Genomic DNA, 18,442 nt, shown 5'->3' with positions numbered 1-18,442 from the left:
AAGAGCATGACGGGCTTTGGTAAAAGCGAAATCGCGGAAGGCGGCAGGAAGCTGCGGGTAGAAATCAAAACGGTGAACCATCGATTCCTTGACATCAGCATCAGGGAACCGCGGTTCATGGTTTTTTTGGAAGACGAGGTACGTAAATACATCAAGAAAAACGTAAGCAGGGGACGGGTGGACGTCTTTATCTATTATTCCTCTGAACGGGAAGACGCCAAAACCGTAATTGTGGATATGCCGCTTGTTTCGGCTTATATGAAAGCCGCCGAGGGAATCAGCAGGGAGTGCGGCATTGAAAACGACCTCACGGTTACAAGCCTGATGCGCCTGCCCGATGCGGTGACCTACGAGGATGAGAATTCGGATGAAGAAGCTTTAAGGAAGCTTTTATTCAAAAATTTGGACGGCGCGCTCCTCGAACTGAAGCGTGCTCGTGAAAAGGAAGGCGAACAGCTCAAAAAGGATATCATGCAGCGCCTTGATACAATACTTGTTTATGTGAACAATATTGCGTCCAAAGAAGATATTGTGGTCTATGAGTACAAAATGAAATTGAAGGAACGGCTCCAGGAGCTTCTGGACGGAGCGGATGTGGACGAGCAGCGCCTTGCACAGGAGGTCGCATTTTATGCGGACCGGTGCAACATCACCGAAGAACTGGTGCGTCTCAAGAGCCACATAAAACAATTCAAGGCGGCAGCGGAAGAAAAAACTCCGCAGGGCCGGAATATGGATTTCATTGTGCAGGAGCTGAACCGCGAATTTAATACAATCGGTTCCAAAACGCAGGACGGCGATATTTTAAAACAGGTAATCGCCGGAAAAGGCGAAGTAGAGAAAATCAGGGAGCAGATACAGAACATCGAATAGGAGCGTAGCATGGCGATTAAACTTATTAATATCGGATTTGGCAATATTGCGTCGGCGAACCGGCTGGTCGCAATCGTCAGCCCGGAATCAGCGCCCATTAAACGTATTATTTCGGAAGCGCGGGCGGCGGGAAGGCTGATCGACGCCACCTATGGCCGGCGTACGCGCGCGGTGGTTATCATGGACAGCGACCATGTGATCCTGTCGGCAGTACAGCCGGAGACGGTTGCAAACCGTATCGTGTCGAAAGACACGGATGATTCTGATGACTGAGGGAGTTTGATTCATGGCGGGAACAGGGAAGTTGATTGTTATTTCAGGGCCGTCCGGCGCCGGTAAGGGCACGATTGTGGAACAGCTCCTGAAAAGCGGGAAATACGAGCTCTCCATTTCATGCACAACGCGGGCGCCGCGCGGGCAGGAGAAGGAAGGCGTAAATTATTTCTTTAAATCCAGGGAAGAGTTCGAGCGGATGATCGGCGAACAGAAATTCCTTGAATACGCGGATGTATTCGGATGCTATTATGGAACGCCCAAGGATTACGTACTGGGAAAATTGGACGAAGGTAAAAATGTAATCCTTGAAATCGACGTCCAGGGGGCCCTGCAGGTAAAAAAGAATTACCCGGATGCGGTAATGATATTCATCCTGCCTCCCTCGGAGGAAGTGCTCCTTGCCCGGCTTCGCGGACGGGGGACGGAAACGGAGGAGCAGATCAGCAAGCGGTTCGGCAAAGCAAGGGCCGAAATGGAGCTTGCGGACAAATATGATTATTCGGTAGTAAACGACGACCTGATGACTGCGGTGGCGGAAGTCAGGGAGATGATTAAAAAAGCGAACGGAGGTTTTAATAGGTAATGATACATTTGGAATTAAATGATTTACTGGCAAAAGTCGATTGCAGGTATACCCTGATTGTCGAGACGGCAAAACGGGCGCGCCAGCTGATTGACGGGGCGCAGCCGCTCACCGAGCCGGAGGACAAAAATCCGGTTTCCCAGGCGGTCAATGAAATACTGAACGACAAGGTGACGTATATCCGTGTAACGGACGGAATCAAATAAAAATGTTGGATGGGAAGAACGTCCTTCTGGGCGTCACGGGCGGCATTGCCGCCTATAAGGCCGCAAACCTTGTAAGCATGCTGAAAAAAGCGGGGGCAGGCGTGGATGTTGTGATGACGGACGCGGCCACCCGTTTTGTTGCCCCGCTTACCTTTGAAACCTTGAGCAAGAATGCGGTGGTGAGCGACTTATTTTCCCGTGAAAAGCCCTGGGAAGTAGAACACATTGCGCTTGCGCAGAAAGCGGACATTGCGATTGTTGCTCCCGCTACGGCGAATACGATTGCAAAGCTTGCGTGCGGTATTGCGGACAATATGCTGACGACAACCCTGCTCGCGTGTACATGCCCGGTTTTTATTGCGCCTGCAATGAATACGGCGATGTATGAGAACATTGCAACGCAGGTAAACCTGCAGATATTAAAAGACCGCGGCTATATTGTTTTACCTGCCGGTGACGGGGAACTCGCCTGTGGGCAGACGGGGGCGGGCCGTATGCTGGAACCTGTGGATATTCTGGCGGCGGTGGAAGAAGCATCTAAAAAAAAAGCTGATTTTGAAGGGAAAAAAGTATTGATTACGGCAGGGCCGACGCGTGAGGCCATTGACCCGGTACGCTACCTGACGAACCGGTCTTCAGGCCGGATGGGATATGCGTTGGCGGATGCGGCAGTTTCCCGCGGCGCGGACGTGATGCTTGTTTCCGGGCCGGTAGCGCTTGAAAAGCCATGCGGCGCGTCGCTTTACCCGGTTCAAAGCGCGGCGGAAATGTATGACCGTGTTATGGAACTGAAGGATAAAGCCGATGTGATTGTCATGTGCGCCGCGGTTGCGGACTATGCGCCCGTGGATTGCGCGGAGCATAAGATGAAGAAGCAGGATGCGCTGGTGATTGAGCTTACGAAAACAAAGGATATACTTGCGGAGCTCGGAAAAAACAAGCGGGCTTATCTTGCCGGGTTTGCAGCCGAAACGCAGAACCTCGAAGGATATGCAAAGGACAAACTCAGCCGTAAAAATCTGGATATGATTATTGCGAATGACGTATCGGGACCGGAGACCGGGTTTGACAGTGAATATAACGCAGTTTCGATCTATACAAGGGATGGGAACGCTGTGCATTTTGCCAAAGATACAAAACGCAATCTCGCCGACAGGATACTGACGGAGATCGCAAAAAACATCGGATAGCGGATAGCGCTCCTGAAAAGGGGCGCTATTTTTGGAAAGGAGGGAACCAGGTTGTATGCACGGGTAATTGTGGATATTTCGCATACGCAGGTGGACCGCGTATTTGAATATGGAATTCCGGATGGAATGGAAATCCGGCCGGGCATGCGCGTCAGGGTTCCGTTCGGGCATATGAAGGACACGGAAGGCATTGTGATCGGCCTTGAAGAGTCCTCCGAGTATGCGCCGGAAAAAATAAAAGAGATTCTTTGCCCGCTTGACGATTTTTGCGCGCTCACCGGGGAGCAAATTGCGCTTGCAGGGTTTATCAAACAAAAGTACAATACGACTTTGGCGGCGGCGCTCCGCTTTATGCTTCCGGCGCAGGTGCGCGGGGGAAGAGTCTCTGCAAAAACACAGAATATGGTACGGCTGCTTCCCGCGGGGGAGGCGCTCCAGGCAGCGGAAGCCGGGCTGCTGAAAAAGGATGGCAGCGTCAAATTTCCCCGGCAGATGGAAGTGCTTGGGCTTCTCAAGGAAAAGGGAGATATGCCGGCCTCTGAGCTGAATGCCTCGGCGGTAAAATCCCTGGAAAGGAAGGGCGTCGTCGGGATCGTGCAGGCAGAGGTCGCGCGTATGCCCTTTGAAAAAGCGGTCGCCCGGATCAAAGATTACGACCTGACGGAAAAGCAGCAGGAAATTTTAAATCGAATCCGCAACGGGGGAGGAACTCGTTTCCTGCTGCACGGAGTGACGGGCAGCGGAAAAACGGAAATTTATATTCGCGTGATGCGCGACTGCCTTGCGCAGGGGAAAACGGCAATTTTGCTCGTCCCTGAAATTTCTTTGACGCCGCAGACCTATACGTTCCTGAAACAGAGGTTTGACGAAGGAATTGCGGTATTCCATTCCGGGCTTTCGGCGGGGGAACGCTTTGACGAATGGATGAAGGTGAAACGTGGGGAAGCCAGAATTGTTTTGGGGGCGCGTTCGGCGGTGTTTGCACCGCTTGAAAACCTGGGCGCAATTATCATAGACGAGGAGCACGAAACAAGCTATAAGGCGGACAATTATCCAAAATATACGGCCCATGAAATTGCGGAAGAGCGTTGCCGCCTCAATGACGCCATATTGATCCTGGGAAGCGCAACGCCGCAGGTCGAAACGTATTATAGGGCGAAGCAGGGCGAATATGAGATATTAAAGATGCCCAACCGGCTGTTCGGGTTACAGATGCCCGCCGTGGAAATCGTAGACCTGTGCAGTGAACTTAAAAATGGAAACCGTACGGCAATCAGCGGCAGGCTGTACGACGAGCTGGAAGATACGCTTGCAAAAGGCAAGCAGGCAATGCTCTTTCTGAACCGGCGGGGCTACTCCACATTTGTTATGTGCCGCTCGTGCGGGTATGTGGTAAAGTGTGACAGCTGCGACATAACGATGACCTATCATAAAGCGCAGGACATCCTGAAGTGCCATTATTGCGGGCGCACAAAGTCGCCGGAAACGGTGTGCCCGGAATGCGGGAAGCCGCACCTGAAATATTTTGGAACGGGCACGCAGCAAATAGAGGAACAGGTAAAAGACCTGTTTCCACAGGCGCGCATCCTGCGTATGGACCTCGACACGATGGGAACGAAGGATGCGCATATAAAACTATTTGAAGATTTTGCCGCACATAAGGCGGATATCCTGATCGGGACGCAGATGATTACCAAGGGATTTGATTTCAGGGATGTAACGCTTTCCGCGATTCTCGCCGCGGATACCATGCTGAATATCCCGGATTACCGCAGTGCGGAACGTACGTTCAGCCATATTACCCAGATTGCGGGGCGGGCAGGCCGGAAAGAGCCCGGGACGGTCATCCTGCAAACGTATAACCCGGCCCATTATGCGGTCCGGTATGCAAAATATCATGACTACGAAGGTTTTTACAATGAAGAAATTGCCCTGCGGGAAATGGCGCAGCTGCCTCCTTTTTCCACCTATGTCCAAATCCAGTTTTCCGGGGAAAAGGAAGAGCAGGTAATCGCTGCCGTAAAGGATTTTATCGGGAAATTAAAAGCGGTGCTATTGCCGCATAAACGTGGTATAATAAGTATCAGGGCATCCGAGGCGGCGATTAAGCGGATTCGCGATATGGAGCGGTATCACATACTGATACATTTAAAAAATGATGAAGAACTGGTCGGGCAGATTTATCAGTTGTTCAATCAGACGAAATATAGGAATGTTTTAACCGGGATCGATATCAACCCGGCTAATATGGCATGACGGAGGAAGCATATGGCAACAAGAACCATACTTTTAAAAGACAACCCGAGGCTGAGAAAGACCTCGCGGCCTGTAACGAAAATCAATAAGCATATTACAGACCTTTTGGATGATATGGCGCAGACTATGTACGAGGCCCGCGGCGTGGGCCTTGCGGCCCCGCAGGTGGGGGTGCTGCGGCGCGTTGTCGTTATCGATGTGGGCGAAGGACTTTTAGAGCTGATTAATCCTGAAATCGTACATTCCGAAGGGCAGCAGCGGGTGGAGGAAGGCTGCCTTTCCCTGCCGGATGACGTAGGTTTCGTGATTCGCCCCGCCAAAGTAACTGTCCGCGCCCAGGACCGCAATGGGGAAGAACATGAATATGTCGGGGAAGACCTCCTTGCCCGCGCGTTTGCACATGAGATCGACCATCTGGACGGAATTTTATTTACGGATAAGATGGTGGAGCGTGTGGAGCCGGACGAGGGCGGAGAGAATGTAGATGAACAGGAACTTTAAGATTGTTTTTATGGGGACGCCGGCCTTTGCGGTTCCCTCCCTTGAAATGTTGATCCGCGAGGGTTACAACCTTGCGGCGGTAATTACGCAGCCGGACAGGAAAGCCGGAAGGGGCCATAAGCTGACTCCGCCGCCCGTGAAGGCGGTTGCGGAGGGGGCGGGCGTTCCCGTTTACCAGTTTGAAAAAATCCGGGTCCCGGAGGGGGTTGCTCTTTTAAAGGAACTCGCGCCGGATGTGATGATTACGGCGGCCTTCGGGCATATCCTGACAGAAGAAATCCTGGAGATTCCAAAATATGGCTGTATCAATGTGCATGCGTCCCTGCTCCCGAAGCTGCGCGGCGCAGCGCCTATACAATGGGCGATTATCAACGGGGAAAAGGAAACGGGCATAACGACGATGTATACGGCCCTCGCCCTTGACGCGGGGGATATCCTTGAACAGGAAAGCATGGGAATCCCGGAAGACATGACCGCGGGACAGCTTTACGACAAACTTAGCGTCCTGGGGGCGGAAGTGCTGAAAAGAACGCTCGAAAAGCTTGCGGACGGCACGCTTGAGCGCAAACCCCAAAACGAAGCGGACGCGACGTATTTTCCAATGTTCAAGCGTGGCTTTGGGGAAATCGATTTTACAAAAACCGGAGAAGAAATCCGCAATTTCGTGCGCGGAACCAATCCGGCGCCGGAAGCCTATATGATGTATCACGATGAAAAAATTAAAGTATACCGTGTAGAAGCGCACGAATATTCCGGGCAGGAGCCGTGCGGAACCGTGCTGTATGCAGACGGCAAACGCGGGCTTGGAATCCGCTGTGCGGATGGCCTTGTCTCGATTGAAGAATTGAAACGGTGCGGCGCGCGCTGCATGGATGCAAGGGACTGTCTGTGCGGCAGGCCGCTTGAGGCTGGCTATGTATTTCAAAAACGGGAGAACAGTATAATTTGAATGCACGACAGGCGGCACTCGAAATTATAACGAACGTGCTGAAAAACGAAAGCTATTTGAATCTTGAATGTAAGCGCGTATTATCCGCGGGCTGGAGCGTGGAGGATAAGCGCTTTATTACTGCGCTTGCAAATACGACGATTGAAAACCTCTTTCGGATCGATTACGTGCTGAATCAATTTATTACCGCAAAGCGGGTTCATTCCGTGATTATGAACATTTTGCGCCTCGGGGCCTGCCAGCTTTTGTTTTTTGAATCCGTGCCTGTTTCAGCCGCCGTGAACGAAAGCGTAAAGCTGGCTGAACAATCCGGAAAGCGGCAGCTCAAAGGCTTTGTAAACGCCGTCCTGCGCAATCTATCCAAAAATTTCGGAAAGCTCGTTTATCCCGACCGCGATGAAGACCCTGTGGAATATTTCCATGTGTTTTACAGTTATCCCAGATGGCTGTGTGAAAAATATATACGCGAGTATGGGGAAGAACAGGCGGAGCAAATGATGAGTTATACGGGCGACAGGTCGCTTACGTGCGTACGGCTGAACCGGCTGAAAGCGGATCGTGCGCCCGAAGGGTATCTGCCCGGCTTGTATTGCGAAGACGCGTATTATATCAAGGGCATGACGGCGGCCGGGGAAATGCCTGATTTCCGGGAGGGCCGGATTACCGTGCAGGGCGAGGCGTCGCAGGTTACGGTGTGCGCGGCCGGAATTGACGGCAAGGCTCATGTCCTTGACGCGTGCGCCGCCCCCGGCGGAAAAAGCGCCTATGCGGCGTGGTTTGCCCGGGAAGGAAAGGTCGTTTCCATGGAACTGCATCCGCATAGGGCAGAGCTGATGGAACGCACTTTTAAGCGGTTGGGCGTTGGAAACGCCGCGATTTGCACCGGAGACGCAACGGAGTACCGCCCTGAATGGAAGGAAGCGTTCGATGTGGTGCTGGCGGATGTCCCGTGCAGCGCGCTTGGGCTTTTATACCGCAAACCGGATATTAAAATTTTCAAGAAGGAAGAAGATATTCCGGATTTGGCGGCGGTACAGCGAAAAATACTGGAAACCTGCGCAGCCTATGTGAAGACCGGCGGGGTGCTGCTCTATTCCACCTGTACGATTGACAAAGCAGAGAATGAGGATAATATTCATGAATTCCTCAGTCGGCATAAAGAATTTGCGGAAGACAGCTTAAGCCCTTTCCTGCCCGGGGAGCTGAAGGACCGGACAGGCGATGGAATGCTGCAGCTTTTTCCGCATATCGACAGCATCGACGGATTTTTCATGGCGAGGTTGAAGCGGTTATGAAAAAATCATTGATCGATTGTTCGCTTGGAGAACTACGGGAAGAATTTATCCGGATGGGCGAAAAGCCGTTCCATGCAAAGCAGGTCATGAAATGGATCGCCCAGCAAAAGCCGATCGAAGAAATGACGGATATTTCAAAAGAACTGCGCGGCAGGCTGCGCATGAATTACACGGAGGGCTATGCCGAGATATGCCGTGTGCTTACGGCGGCGGACGGAACTAAAAAATATTTGTTCCGGTATGCGGACGGGAGCACCGTTGAAAGCGTGTTCATGCACAAGGATTATGGAAATACCGTGTGCGTATCCACGCAGGTTGGGTGCCGGATGGGCTGCGCGTTTTGCGCATCGTGCCGGGATGGCCTCAAGCGGAACCTGACGGCGGGGGAAATCCTTGCGCAGGTCGTAGCGGTAAACGCGGACCAGGGAGAGGGACGCAACCTGGGCAACATCGTATTGATGGGCATGGGCGAACCGTTCGATAATTATGAAAATGTAGTGAAATTCATCCGCATGGTAAACGACCCGGCCGGGCTGGGAATTGGCCTGCGCGGTATTTCGCTTTCCTCCTGTGGAATGGTGGAAGAAATAAAGCGCTTTGCGGAGGAGGGGCTCGGGATAACCCTTTCCATTTCCCTGCATGCGGCCTCCGACGAAAAGCGCGCCCGGATTATGCCGACGGCAAAAAAATATACGGTACAACAAATTCTTGAAGCGGCAAAAACCTACTTTTTAAAAACAGGACGGCGTATTATAATAGAATATGCCGTAATTGACGGCTTCAACGATACACAGGAAGATGTTTTTTTGTTAAAGGATGCGCTGCGCGGCATTAACTGCCATGTGAACCTGATCCCGCTCAACGGGAATGACGGAATCGCCCTCAAAGCGCCGGACAAGCGCAAGGTATATGCGTTCTGTGAGCGGCTCGAGAGGGAAGGAATTTCCGCCACGGTAAGAAAATCCATGGGCGGCGATATTGCGGGCGCGTGCGGGCAGCTGAGACAGCAATATATTGGTGAAAACGGGGACAAGGCATGAAGACGGTAGCATTGAGCCATATTGGCAAAGTCAGGACGACAAACGAGGATTCCATACTGGTGCATGACCAAACGGCGCCTTATTATATGCTTGTGGCGGACGGTATGGGCGGACATGCGGCAGGGGAAGTCGCAAGCGGCATGGTATGTACCGAGTTGGAACGCTACATCAGTGCGCTTGGCCAGGAAAAATTGACCGAACAGCAAATTTTGGATGCAATCCGTTTTGTCAACCAGCGGCTGATTGACGCGGTGGCTGAAGAGCCTGCATTCCAGGGGATGGGAACGACGCTCACCTTTGCCGCATTCGAGGGAGACAGCATTATTATCGCGCAGGTAGGCGATTCCCGCGCCTATCACAAACGCGCCAACGATATTTACAAAGTAACGAAAGACCATACCTATGTACAGCATCTCATAGACAGCGGCGTCATCAAGAAAGGAGCCGCGGAAGATTATCCCTTCAAAAACATTATTACACGTTCGGTTGGGATGAAGGATGTGGAGGTCGATTTCTTTACCATTGAGTGGCAGGATGACGATATCATTCTTTTATGCTCGGATGGGCTTTCCAATTACACGAACAAGAAGATTATGTTTGACATCCTGGCAGGGTCGGAACAGCTTGAAGAGAAAGCCCGGAAGCTGATTGACGTAGCCCTTGACGGCGGCGGAAAAGACAATATTTCAGTCGTCCTTGCGCAGCGTACGCATGAAGGGGGAGCGCTATGATTGGACCGGATACAGTGCTTGCCGGGCGTTACCGGTTGATCGAGCAAATAGATTCGGGCGGGTCCGCTTATATTTATAGGGCGATGGACGAGCTTACCAAGCAAATTGTCGCTGTTAAGGTTCTGAAACCCGAGCTTACGGAAAACGAAGAATTCGTGCAGCGGTTCAAGAAAGAAGTGCAGGCTGCGGCGAAGCTTCGCCATGCCAATATTATCCGCGCCTACGATGCCGGTCTTGATAATGGAACCTATTATATTGTCATGGACCTTATTGAGGGAAAAACACTCAAGCATTTAATCAATGTAAACGGGCCGCTTCCCGTAAAATATGCGGTAGCCGTGGCAAAAAAGCTTTGCCTTGCGCTCGAATATGCGCATGTGAAGGGCTTTGTGCACCGGGATATCAAGCCGCACAACGTAATGATCGATATGACCGGAGAACCTTATATCGCAGATTTCGGGATTGCGCGCAACATTGCCCAAAACACAATTACGGCGGAGGAAGGAAGCGTAATGGGTTCCGTGCATTATTTTTCCCCGGAGCAGGCGCGCGGTGAACGGGTCGATAAGCGTTCCGATATTTATTCGCTGGGGATTTTGCTTTATGAGATGGTAACCGGGAAAGTTCCGTTTGATGCGGATACGTCCGTTGCGATTGCGCTGAAGCACATTAACGACCCGATGCCGGACGCGAGGGAGCTCGCGCCTTCCCTCCCTGAAAGTATCAATAAAATTATCCAGAAGGCAACCCAAAAGGATAAACATTTCCGTTATAAGTCTGCATTTAATATGTATGAAGATTTGCAGCGGTGCCTGTCCGAGCCGGATGGAGAATATGTAAAGTACAGCGAGAGCAAGCGTACACAGCAGCATATCGAGGAAGCGCATGCAAAGCGTTCGAAGAAAAGTGTGAAACGCCTGGTTTTGATGTTCGGAGTTGCTGCTGTCGTTGTTTTTGCAATCATCGCAGTGGTAAGCGCAGTGATTAATTTCAATGCCGACCGGCCGCTGCCGCTGCCCGACTTTGTGGGAATGACGGAAAAAAATGCTGTCGAATCGGCGCAGAAGGTGACCTCCATGCCCACCGTAACCTATGAGAATTCCGCGGAGGCGGAGAAGGGGGTTGTCATACGCCAGGACCCCGCGGCCGGAACCGAATTTAAAAAAGACGACCCGCTGACGCTCATTGTAAGCAATGGAACGGGGTCCGATATTATGCCGGACGTAACCAACATGGACAGGACACAGGCAGAGAAAATTTTGCTTGAAAATGGAATTGAATGGGATCAAATTGTGGAGGATACGACAGGGGATGCGCCAATCGGGTATGTTATAGACCAGCATCCCGCTGCAGGAGAATCCGTTTCCGGAAGCGGAAGTGTGTGGCTTACGGTCAAAGCGTCGCCGGATATCCAGAAAATTTCAATGCCGAATGTCCAAAGTATGCAGCTTCCCGATGCGCTTAATGTATTAAAGCTCAAGGATTTGAATCTGTTTTTCATTTATGAGAAGGACAGCAGCGAAGGGGAAAATACGGTAATTTCACAGAAACCGACGGAGAACACGGAAATTTCCGCCAACAGCTCAGTAGAGCTGACCATTCCAGAGGCGGGCGGCAGGAGATATAAGGTAGCGGAACCGATTGAACTCAACATCCCGAAGGACGGGACGTCCCTGCGAATTGGAATCCCCGGGAATGTCGACGGAGTTTCCGTTTATTATATCATCTATAGCGCGGTTGTAGAGGCGGGCGATCAGATAATCGAGCCCACCGGAACAATTGTAATCGATTCCGAGGAAGACTCTGTACAAAAAGACCTGGCAATTTTCCTTAACGATATCCAGGTAAAGACAGAAACGGTAGAATTCGTAAGGGGGTAAGGACCTATCCGGGGAAGGATCGTGAAAGGAATCGGCGGCTTTTATTATGTGAGCGATGGAAACGGAACGGTTCACGAATGTAAAGCGCGCGGCCGGTTCCGCAAAGAAAAAATGAAGCCGATGGTTGGCGATTTCGTGGAATTTGAAGACCTTACCGGATATAGTTCCATTGAAGAGATATTGCCGCGCAGAAATGCGGTCAAACGTCCGGCGGTGGCAAACATCGACAGGATACTCCTGGTGCTTTCGGCAGGAAAACCGGCGGCTGACCTGGTGCTGGCCGATAAATTGCTGATTCAGGCAGAGCAGAATAATATTGAGCCCGTGGTGGTAATCAATAAGACGGATGCCGACAGCGAACGGGCAAGGGAACTGGAGGAGCAATACGCATGCTACGATACGGTCCTGACATCTGCCAGGAACAGCGAAGGAATCGGCGGATTAAAAGACAGGATCAGGTCCATGTGCGTGTGCCTTGCCGGACAATCGGCGGTCGGGAAGTCTTCGCTGGTGAACCGCCTCGATGAATCCTTTGGGCTTGAAACCGGGGGGCTCAGTAAAAAGACGGACCGGGGCAGGCATACGACGCGCCAGGCGGAGTTGTTTTATATCCGGGACTGTGATGCATACATCGTGGATACTCCCGGCTTTTCCATGTTTGAGATGGAACTGGAGAAAAAAGAAATTGCAGGCTGTTATCCGGAATTTCGCAGGTTTGGAAAGACTTGCAGGTTTGTTTCCTGCATGCATGACCGGGAGCCGGACTGCACCGTGAAACAGGCGGTGGAAACGGGAGAAATTAACCGCGAACGTTATGAACGGTATTTGCGGATCATTCATTCTTTGGAGGAAAAGTGATATGACAAAAGTAGCACCTTCTTTATTATCGGCAGATTTTTGTAATATGGAGCAAGGCGTACGGCTGATGGAACGCGCCGGGGCAGATTATTTGCACTGCGACGTCATGGACGGTGTGTTCGTCCCGAACATTTCGTTTGGCTTCCAGATGATTTCACGTCTGAAGGACATCAGCGAGCTTCCGCTCGATGTGCATTTGATGATTGTGCAGCCGGAACGTTATGTTGAGCGCTTTGCAGAGGCAGGAGCGGATTTTATTACCGTTCATGCGGAAGCGACAGATCATTTGCAGAGGGTATTAAAGCAAATTGCGCAGTGCGGGAAAAAACCGGGCGTTGTGCTGAATCCCGCCACGCCGCTTGAAATGGTGAAATACGTCCTTGACGATGTGGACCTGATTCTGCTGATGTCGGTAAACCCGGGCTATGGCGGGCAGAGCTTCATTCCGGCGGTCATGCAGAAGGTTGCCGACCTTCGCGCGATGATCGACGCGGCAGGGAAGGAAATCGATATCGAGGTGGACGGCGGTGTGGACATGAAAAATTGTGCACAGCTCCGGGAGGCAGGGGCAACCGTTCTTGTTGCGGGCAGCGCGGTGTTTGGCGCGGATGACCCGGCGCTGGCGGTGCGCACCTTGCGGGGCGAGTAAAATGAAAGCTTTGCTGGTTGCTTCCGGCCTCGCACCGGGCCGTGAACTGTTCTTACGCGCGGCCCATAAGGCGGATATAACAATTGCGGTCGACGGCGGCCTGCGGGTGTTCCAAAATTTTAATCTTGTTCCCGATTTTATTATAGGAGATATGGATTCCGTGGAACCGGGGCTTCTTGAGGCTTACCGTGAAAAAAGCAATTTGGCCGCAGTCCCTGCGGAGAAAAACGAAACGGACGCGGCGCTCGCGGTGGATATGGCCGTGGAGCATGGGGCGGATGAAATATTGCTGCTTGGTGCGACGGGCGGACGGATCGACCATCTGCTCTCTAATTTGATGCTGCTGAAATATGCGCTTGAAAAAGGCGCTTTTCTTACGATTGAGGACGACGAACAGGAAATCACCCTCCATAACGGAACCTTTGACCTGTATGGGAAAAAAGGGCAGACCGTATCGATTATTCCGATGAACAAGCGGGCCGTGGTAACTGCGCGCGGTCTTTATTATCCGCTGGAACGCCTTCTTCTTACCAACGAAAAGCCGCGCGGGGTGAGCAATCTTTTCGTGGAAGAGCATGCCAGGATTGAAAGCGATGATTTTGTGTTCATTTGTAAAGACAAGCAATAAAAAAACAGGACAGATGCTTTTGCATCTGTCCAAAATTTTGTTTCTCGGGTTTAAATTATACGTAGCGTTCGACTTTTCCGGAACGAAGGCAACGCGTGCATACGTATTTTCTTGTAGGAGTCCCATTTTCAATGACCCTGACACGCTGTACGTTTGGAGCCCAAATTCTTTTGGATGTTCTGTGCGAGTGGCTGACTTTGTTGCCGGACACAACGCCTTTTGAACAAATCTCACAATATTTTGCCATCTAAAACACCTCCCTCTTGGTGTGTACGTTCAAACAGCGTTTATTTTACCATTAATGGGCGCTCAATGCAAGGGTTTTTTGGAAATGTATGCTAAATTGCTTTCTATAAGGCGGATAGGCGATTGATATTGGCAATAAGTTGTTATATAATAATTATCAATAAACCATTAGGAGGTTTTTCTCATGAGTGCAAGTTTAAAGGTCGATTTGGGAACGGTAACCTATACGGAAGACTATATTGCGTCGATTGCAGGATACAGCGCGCTTGAGTGCTATGGCCTTGTTGGAATGTCGCAGAAAAACATTACGGAAATGATTTCCAATCTGTTTAAAGGCGATAACCTGCAAAAGGGCGTACGGATCAAGACGGACGGCTCCGAAAATATTATCGTTGAGCTGTATATTACGGTGAAATACGGTGTTTCGTTGTCGGCGGTTGCGGAAAATATTATTGATAAAGTAAAATATTCAATTGAAAAGGAAACGGGCCTCAACGTACAAAGCGTAGATATTATTGTACAGGGGATTCAAATCTAAGGGGGAACTCGAATTGATCGAACTGCTGGATGGGCAGCAATTTAAGGACATGATTATTGGGGCTGCCGCTACCCTTGAAAAAAACAAAGACGCGCTTGACGCGCTCAATGTATTTCCCGTGCCGGACGGCGATACGGGAACCAATATGTCGCTTACAATGATTTCAGCGGCCAAGGAAGTGGCGGCGGCGGACCCGTCGGATATGAAAGCCATTGTTCAGGGGCTGAGCCTTGGGGCGCTGAAGGGCGCGCGGGGAAACTCCGGCGTTATCCTGTCGCAGATTTTTGCCGGGTTTGCGGATACGCTTTCAAAAGCAGACGGCAAGGTCGATACTTCTGTATTTGCGGCGGCCTTCCGCAATGGCGTTGATTATGCCTATAAAGCCGTTATGAAGCCCAAGGAGGGAACAATCCTCACGGTTGCGACCAAAATGGCGGAAGCGGCCGAGCTTATGGCCGGGAAATCGGACGACCTGTACGCACAGCTTGAATATGTAATCCAGGAAGGGGAAAAAGCCCTGAAAGAAACCCCGGAGCAGCTTCCGGTCCTGAAAGAGGCGGGAGTCGTAGACGCCGGCGGCGCGGGTTTCCTTGCCATTGTAATGGGGCTTAAGGCCGTTCTCGACGGTGTGGAAGTGGATTCCGAGAACATTTTGGATTCCAAAGGGGTCGTGGTAGATTTTACGAATCTCGATGCGGATAAGGAAGATATCCAGTTTGGCTATTGTACGGAATTTTTCATCAAGAACCTTTATCCCGAAGTAAAGGAACGGGATATTGACACCTACCGGAGCAATCTGGCAAAGATTGGGGATTGCGTATTGGTGGTCGGGGACCTTTCCCTTGTGAAGACCCACGTCCATACGAATGAGCCGGGGCTTGCCCTGCAATATGCACAGATTTTGGGAGAGCTCAGCCACATCAAGATCGATAATATGCGTGAGCAGCACAGGGAGCTTTCCGAGCTCGCCCCGGATATTGACGTTCCCGGGCAGAAGGAGTTGAAGCAAATTGCGGTGGTGGCGGTTACGGCAGGCGATGGAATCCGGACTATTTTCCAGGATTGGCAAATTGAGGCTTTTGTAGAAGGCGGGCAATCCATGAATCCATCCACAGACGACATCCTGCGGGCGGTCGAGGATGCGCCTTCAAACAACATTATCGTACTCCCGAATAATAAAAATATCATTCTGGCCGCGGAACAGGCGGCGGAAATGAGCGATAAAAACGTGGTGGTGCTCAAAACGAAATCGATTCCCCAGGGAATCGCCGCGGCTGTCGCCTACGATCCGGAGGCCGATATCGAAACGAATGTAAAGCGTATGGACAGGGTAATCGGGGAAGTCAAAACAGGGCTCATTACCCATGCGGTGCGCGATACAAAAATGAACGGCAATACCATTAAACGGGATGACCTGATCGGCATTTCCGAAAGCGATATCGTTGCAAACGGGACCGACCTTAAATCCGTGTTTAAAGAGTTGCTGGAAAAGATGGCGGACGAGGATTCGGAGCTGGTTACCATTTATTATGGAGAAAATGCGGATGAAAACCAGGCCGGTGAATTGGAGTCACTGTGCGCGGGGGCATTTCCGGACTGTGACGTAGAAGTGCACTATGGCGGGCAGCCGGTCTATCCATACATTATTTCGGTGGAATAATATGGTTTTGTGATAGAAGCCGGCGTGTAGTCGGCTTTTTTTCTTTTCAAGGAGAAGGACGGAGCGTAAATGCAACTGAACGAATCGGTTCGCTGCCTTTCCGGGGTGGGCGAGAAGACAGCGAAAATTTTGCAGAAGGTAGAAATTTCAACAATCAGGGATTTGCTTTACTATTTGCCGCGCACTTATAAAGATTTCTCGACTTGCAGGAAAATCCGTGACGTCAGCTTTGGGGAAACCGCTTTTTTTGAGGTGAGGATACTCTCGCAGCCGCAGGTTAAACGGCCCAGGTACCGGCTGGAAATTACGTCCTTTCAGGTGTCGGACGGAACGGGAATTGCGAACGTCGATATTTTCAATCAATTTTATATTAAAAATAATATTGCCCAGGGAAATACGATCTACATTTATGGAAAGCTGGAACAGAAATTCGGCAAGGTTCGCATTTCTTCGCCTGAGCTTTATTTCAAGAGGCCTAAGGAAGCCTTTTTACCGATCTATCCGCTTACGGCGGGCCTTACGCAGAATATGCTTCGCAAATTCCTGCGCGAAGCGTTGCACGCCATAGAACTCACGGAGCCCTATTCCGATGATTTTCTCCGGAAGAATAGGCTTCCGGGCCTGAAAGAAGCCTTGAAAGAAGTCCATTTTCCAAATACGCCCGAGCATGCGGAAAAAGCCCGCTTGCGAATCATATTTGATGAACTTCTTGTATTCAACAGAATGCTGGAGTTGCTCGGGGAAGAAAAGCGTTCCAAGAACCGGATGCGGATAAAATCCGTTCCTATCGAGGCGTTTGCGGAGCGTCTGCCCTTTGAATTGACAGGGGCGCAGAAGCGCGTCATGCAGGATATTGTAAAAGATTTTACAGGGGAGCAGGCAATGAGCCGCCTTGTTCAGGGCGATGTGGGAAGCGGCAAAACAGTAATTGCATTTTTTGCCATGGATTGCATGCGCAGGAACGGATACCAGAGCATCCTGATGGCGCCAACCGAACTTTTAGCGCAGCAGCATTATGAGACGGCCGTGAAACTGTTTCCCGAAGACGAGGTCGTCTGCCTGACGGGCGCGCTCACGGCAAAGAAAAAAAATGAATTGCGCGAAAAAATTGAAAACGGTTCCGGGAAAATTGTGATTGGAACACATGCGCTTTTATACGGGGACCTTGTTTTCAGGAATCTCGGGCTGATTATTACGGATGAACAGCACCGATTCGGGGTAAAGCAGCGCGCCGCCCTTTCCGGCGGGCAGCAGGACGTACACACGCTGATTATGTCGGCAACTCCCATCCCGCGCACGCTTTCACTCGTTTTGTTTGGGCATACGGATATTTCCATCGTTGACGAGCTTCCACCCGGCCGTAAGGAAATAAAAACGTACCTGATCCACGGCAGTAAGTATAACGACATGATCGGCTTTATCAAAAATGAAGTTTCCCTTGGCAGGCAGGCCTATATCGTGTGCCCGCTGATTGAGGACAGCGAGGGCATGGAAGCAAAATCGGCCAGGCAGATGTTTGACGAGCTGCAGGAATGTTATCCCGGTGTGCGGATGGCGTTGATTCACGGAAAACTAAAAAATGCCGAAAAGCAGAAAATCATGGAGGATTTTTCCCGCGGGACGCTGCAGATTCTGGTGTCCACCACGGTAATCGAGGTCGGGATCAATGTCCCGAACGCGACGGTCATGGCGGTTATGAACGCAGAACGTTTTGGACTCGCTCAGCTTCACCAGCTCCGGGGCCGTGTCGGCCGTGGGGGGCAGCAGTCATATTGCTTCCTTGTTTCCGATCACCAGAACGCGTATGAACGGCTGCGCGTCCTTGTTTCAAGCAGCGATGGATTTGAAATTGCGGAAAAGGATATGCAGCTCCGGGGAACGGGCGACGTCCTTGGAACACGCCAGCACGGGGCCGGAACGCTGAAGGTGGCAAACCTTATTACGGATATGGGCCTTCTCGTGCGGACGCGCGACGTGCTTGCACAGCTGAAAAAATCGGGCGGGCAGGAGTATGCGGCCGTAACCGCTATAGCGCGCGAACAGCTGGGCCGGAAATTAATTGAGATTGCTTTAAATTAAGTTG

At 51.2% G+C, this 18,442-nt stretch carries 19 protein-coding genes; 18 read left to right on the top strand and 1 reads right to left on the bottom strand.

Translation table 11 applies throughout. The features are described 5' to 3' along the window. The first annotated feature begins 6 nt into the window (after window positions 1–6). The 15 genes from BBD38_RS01710 to BBD38_RS01640 are packed head-to-tail and all read left to right on the top strand — an operon-like array spanning window position 7 to window position 13,915. Window positions 7–873, top strand: coding sequence for a YicC/YloC family endoribonuclease (locus BBD38_RS01710; RefSeq protein WP_066684222.1), 867 nt, complete (start codon window positions 7–9; stop codon window positions 871–873). A gap of 9 nt (window positions 874–882) precedes the next feature. Then, on the top strand, window positions 883–1,146 hold the full coding sequence (gene remA, locus BBD38_RS01705; RefSeq protein WP_066683811.1) for an extracellular matrix/biofilm regulator RemA: 264 nt from the start codon (window positions 883–885) through the stop codon (window positions 1,144–1,146). Between the two features lie 13 nt (window positions 1,147–1,159). Continuing rightward, window positions 1,160–1,732 (top strand): guanylate kinase, encoded by a 573-nt coding sequence (gene gmk / locus BBD38_RS01700; RefSeq protein WP_066683810.1) that lies wholly within the window; start codon window positions 1,160–1,162, stop codon window positions 1,730–1,732. Then, window positions 1,732–1,938 carry a DNA-directed RNA polymerase subunit omega gene (gene rpoZ, locus BBD38_RS01695; RefSeq protein WP_066518584.1) on the top strand — a complete coding sequence of 69 codons (207 nt, stop codon included), beginning with the start codon at window positions 1,732–1,734 and terminating at the stop codon, window positions 1,936–1,938. Before gmk ends, rpoZ begins: the two co-directional genes overlap by 1 nt. A gap of 2 nt (window positions 1,939–1,940) precedes the next feature. Then, on the top strand, window positions 1,941–3,128 hold the full coding sequence (gene coaBC, locus BBD38_RS01690; RefSeq protein ID WP_066683809.1) for a bifunctional phosphopantothenoylcysteine decarboxylase/phosphopantothenate--cysteine ligase CoaBC: 1,188 nt from the start codon (window positions 1,941–1,943) through the stop codon (window positions 3,126–3,128). 51 nt (window positions 3,129–3,179) lie between these two features. Beyond that, window positions 3,180–5,384 carry a replication restart helicase PriA gene (gene priA, locus BBD38_RS01685; RefSeq protein WP_066683807.1) on the top strand — a complete coding sequence of 735 codons (2,205 nt, stop codon included), beginning with the start codon at window positions 3,180–3,182 and terminating at the stop codon, window positions 5,382–5,384. Window positions 5,385–5,396: 12 nt separating this feature from the next. After that, a complete protein-coding gene (gene def, locus BBD38_RS01680) occupies window positions 5,397–5,885 on the top strand; it encodes a peptide deformylase (protein WP_066683805.1) in 489 nt (162 codons plus the stop codon). Beyond that, window positions 5,869–6,834: a methionyl-tRNA formyltransferase gene (gene fmt, locus BBD38_RS01675; RefSeq protein ID WP_147568040.1), complete on the top strand. Its 966-nt coding sequence runs from the start codon at window positions 5,869–5,871 to the stop codon at window positions 6,832–6,834. The genes def and fmt overlap by 17 nt, the downstream gene beginning before the upstream one ends. Beyond that, window positions 6,831–8,129 (top strand): 16S rRNA (cytosine(967)-C(5))-methyltransferase RsmB, encoded by a 1,299-nt coding sequence (rsmB, locus tag BBD38_RS01670; protein WP_066683803.1) that lies wholly within the window; start codon window positions 6,831–6,833, stop codon window positions 8,127–8,129. The genes fmt and rsmB overlap by 4 nt, the downstream gene beginning before the upstream one ends. Next, window positions 8,126–9,169 carry a 23S rRNA (adenine(2503)-C(2))-methyltransferase RlmN gene (gene rlmN, locus BBD38_RS01665; RefSeq protein ID WP_066683798.1) on the top strand — a complete coding sequence of 348 codons (1,044 nt, stop codon included), beginning with the start codon at window positions 8,126–8,128 and terminating at the stop codon, window positions 9,167–9,169. The genes rsmB and rlmN overlap by 4 nt, the downstream gene beginning before the upstream one ends. Continuing rightward, complete coding sequence (locus tag BBD38_RS01660; protein WP_066683794.1) at window positions 9,166–9,900, top strand: Stp1/IreP family PP2C-type Ser/Thr phosphatase; 735 nt, start codon at window positions 9,166–9,168, stop codon at window positions 9,898–9,900. Before rlmN ends, BBD38_RS01660 begins: the two co-directional genes overlap by 4 nt. After that, window positions 9,897–11,780 (top strand): protein kinase domain-containing protein, encoded by a 1,884-nt coding sequence (locus BBD38_RS01655; protein ID WP_066683793.1) that lies wholly within the window; start codon window positions 9,897–9,899, stop codon window positions 11,778–11,780. The genes BBD38_RS01660 and BBD38_RS01655 overlap by 4 nt, the downstream gene beginning before the upstream one ends. Window positions 11,781–11,801: 21 nt before the next feature. After that, complete coding sequence (gene rsgA / locus BBD38_RS01650) at window positions 11,802–12,638, top strand: ribosome small subunit-dependent GTPase A (RefSeq protein ID WP_172807729.1); 837 nt, start codon at window positions 11,802–11,804, stop codon at window positions 12,636–12,638. Window position 12,639: 1 nt separating this feature from the next. Then, complete coding sequence (gene rpe / locus BBD38_RS01645) at window positions 12,640–13,287, top strand: ribulose-phosphate 3-epimerase (protein WP_066683789.1); 648 nt, start codon at window positions 12,640–12,642, stop codon at window positions 13,285–13,287. A 1-nt stretch (window position 13,288) separates the two neighbouring features. Continuing rightward, on the top strand, window positions 13,289–13,915 hold the full coding sequence (locus tag BBD38_RS01640; protein ID WP_066683787.1) for a thiamine diphosphokinase: 627 nt from the start codon (window positions 13,289–13,291) through the stop codon (window positions 13,913–13,915). A gap of 55 nt (window positions 13,916–13,970) precedes the next feature. Here the strand turns inward: BBD38_RS01640 and rpmB are convergent, their stop codons facing one another. After that, window positions 13,971–14,162, bottom strand: coding sequence for a 50S ribosomal protein L28 (rpmB, locus tag BBD38_RS14205; RefSeq protein ID WP_082771148.1), 192 nt, complete (start codon window positions 14,160–14,162; stop codon window positions 13,971–13,973). Window positions 14,163–14,345: 183 nt separating this feature from the next. Here rpmB and BBD38_RS01635 point away from each other — a divergent pair, with 183 nt between their 5' ends. The 3 genes from BBD38_RS01635 (at window position 14,346) to recG (ending at window position 18,438) form a co-directional block, all read left to right on the top strand. Next, on the top strand, window positions 14,346–14,699 hold the full coding sequence (locus BBD38_RS01635; protein ID WP_066683785.1) for an Asp23/Gls24 family envelope stress response protein: 354 nt from the start codon (window positions 14,346–14,348) through the stop codon (window positions 14,697–14,699). A gap of 13 nt (window positions 14,700–14,712) precedes the next feature. Next, window positions 14,713–16,359, top strand: a complete 1,647-nt coding sequence (locus tag BBD38_RS01630) for a DAK2 domain-containing protein (protein WP_235829076.1) — start codon at window positions 14,713–14,715, stop codon at window positions 16,357–16,359. 69 nt (window positions 16,360–16,428) lie between these two features. Then, window positions 16,429–18,438: an ATP-dependent DNA helicase RecG gene (gene recG, locus BBD38_RS01625; protein WP_066683783.1), complete on the top strand. Its 2,010-nt coding sequence runs from the start codon at window positions 16,429–16,431 to the stop codon at window positions 18,436–18,438. Window positions 18,439–18,442: the final 4 nt, after the last annotated feature.

Source organism: Christensenella intestinihominis (assembly GCF_001678845.1).
GTDB classification, from domain to species: Bacteria; Bacillota; Clostridia; order Christensenellales; family Christensenellaceae; genus Christensenella; species Christensenella intestinihominis.
Note: the sequence above shows the minus strand (reverse complement) of the source record. Positions and strands in the feature narration are given on the sequence as shown.

Bases quoted from the DNA above. Each gene is read 5' to 3' on its own strand.
- BBD38_RS01710 (WP_066684222.1), top strand. From the start codon at position 7: ATGACGGGCTTTGGTAAAAGCGAAATCGCGGAAGGCGGCAGGAAGCTG.
- remA (WP_066683811.1), top strand. From the start codon at position 883: ATGGCGATTAAACTTATTAATATCGGATTTGGCAATATTGCGTCGGCG.
- gmk (WP_066683810.1), top strand. From the start codon at position 1,160: ATGGCGGGAACAGGGAAGTTGATTGTTATTTCAGGGCCGTCCGGCGCC.
- rpoZ (WP_066518584.1), top strand. From the start codon at position 1,732: ATGATACATTTGGAATTAAATGATTTACTGGCAAAAGTCGATTGCAGG.
- coaBC (WP_066683809.1), top strand. From the start codon at position 1,941: ATGTTGGATGGGAAGAACGTCCTTCTGGGCGTCACGGGCGGCATTGCC.
- def (WP_066683805.1), top strand. From the start codon at position 5,397: ATGGCAACAAGAACCATACTTTTAAAAGACAACCCGAGGCTGAGAAAG.
- fmt (WP_147568040.1), top strand. From the start codon at position 5,869: ATGAACAGGAACTTTAAGATTGTTTTTATGGGGACGCCGGCCTTTGCG.
- rlmN (WP_066683798.1), top strand. From the start codon at position 8,126: ATGAAAAAATCATTGATCGATTGTTCGCTTGGAGAACTACGGGAAGAA.
- BBD38_RS01660 (WP_066683794.1), top strand. From the start codon at position 9,166: ATGAAGACGGTAGCATTGAGCCATATTGGCAAAGTCAGGACGACAAAC.
- BBD38_RS01655 (WP_066683793.1), top strand. From the start codon at position 9,897: ATGATTGGACCGGATACAGTGCTTGCCGGGCGTTACCGGTTGATCGAG.
- rpe (WP_066683789.1), top strand. From the start codon at position 12,640: ATGACAAAAGTAGCACCTTCTTTATTATCGGCAGATTTTTGTAATATG.
- BBD38_RS01640 (WP_066683787.1), top strand. From the start codon at position 13,289: ATGAAAGCTTTGCTGGTTGCTTCCGGCCTCGCACCGGGCCGTGAACTG.
- rpmB (WP_082771148.1), bottom strand. From the start codon at position 14,162: ATGGCAAAATATTGTGAGATTTGTTCAAAAGGCGTTGTGTCCGGCAAC.
- BBD38_RS01635 (WP_066683785.1), top strand. From the start codon at position 14,346: ATGAGTGCAAGTTTAAAGGTCGATTTGGGAACGGTAACCTATACGGAA.
- recG (WP_066683783.1), top strand. From the start codon at position 16,429: ATGCAACTGAACGAATCGGTTCGCTGCCTTTCCGGGGTGGGCGAGAAG.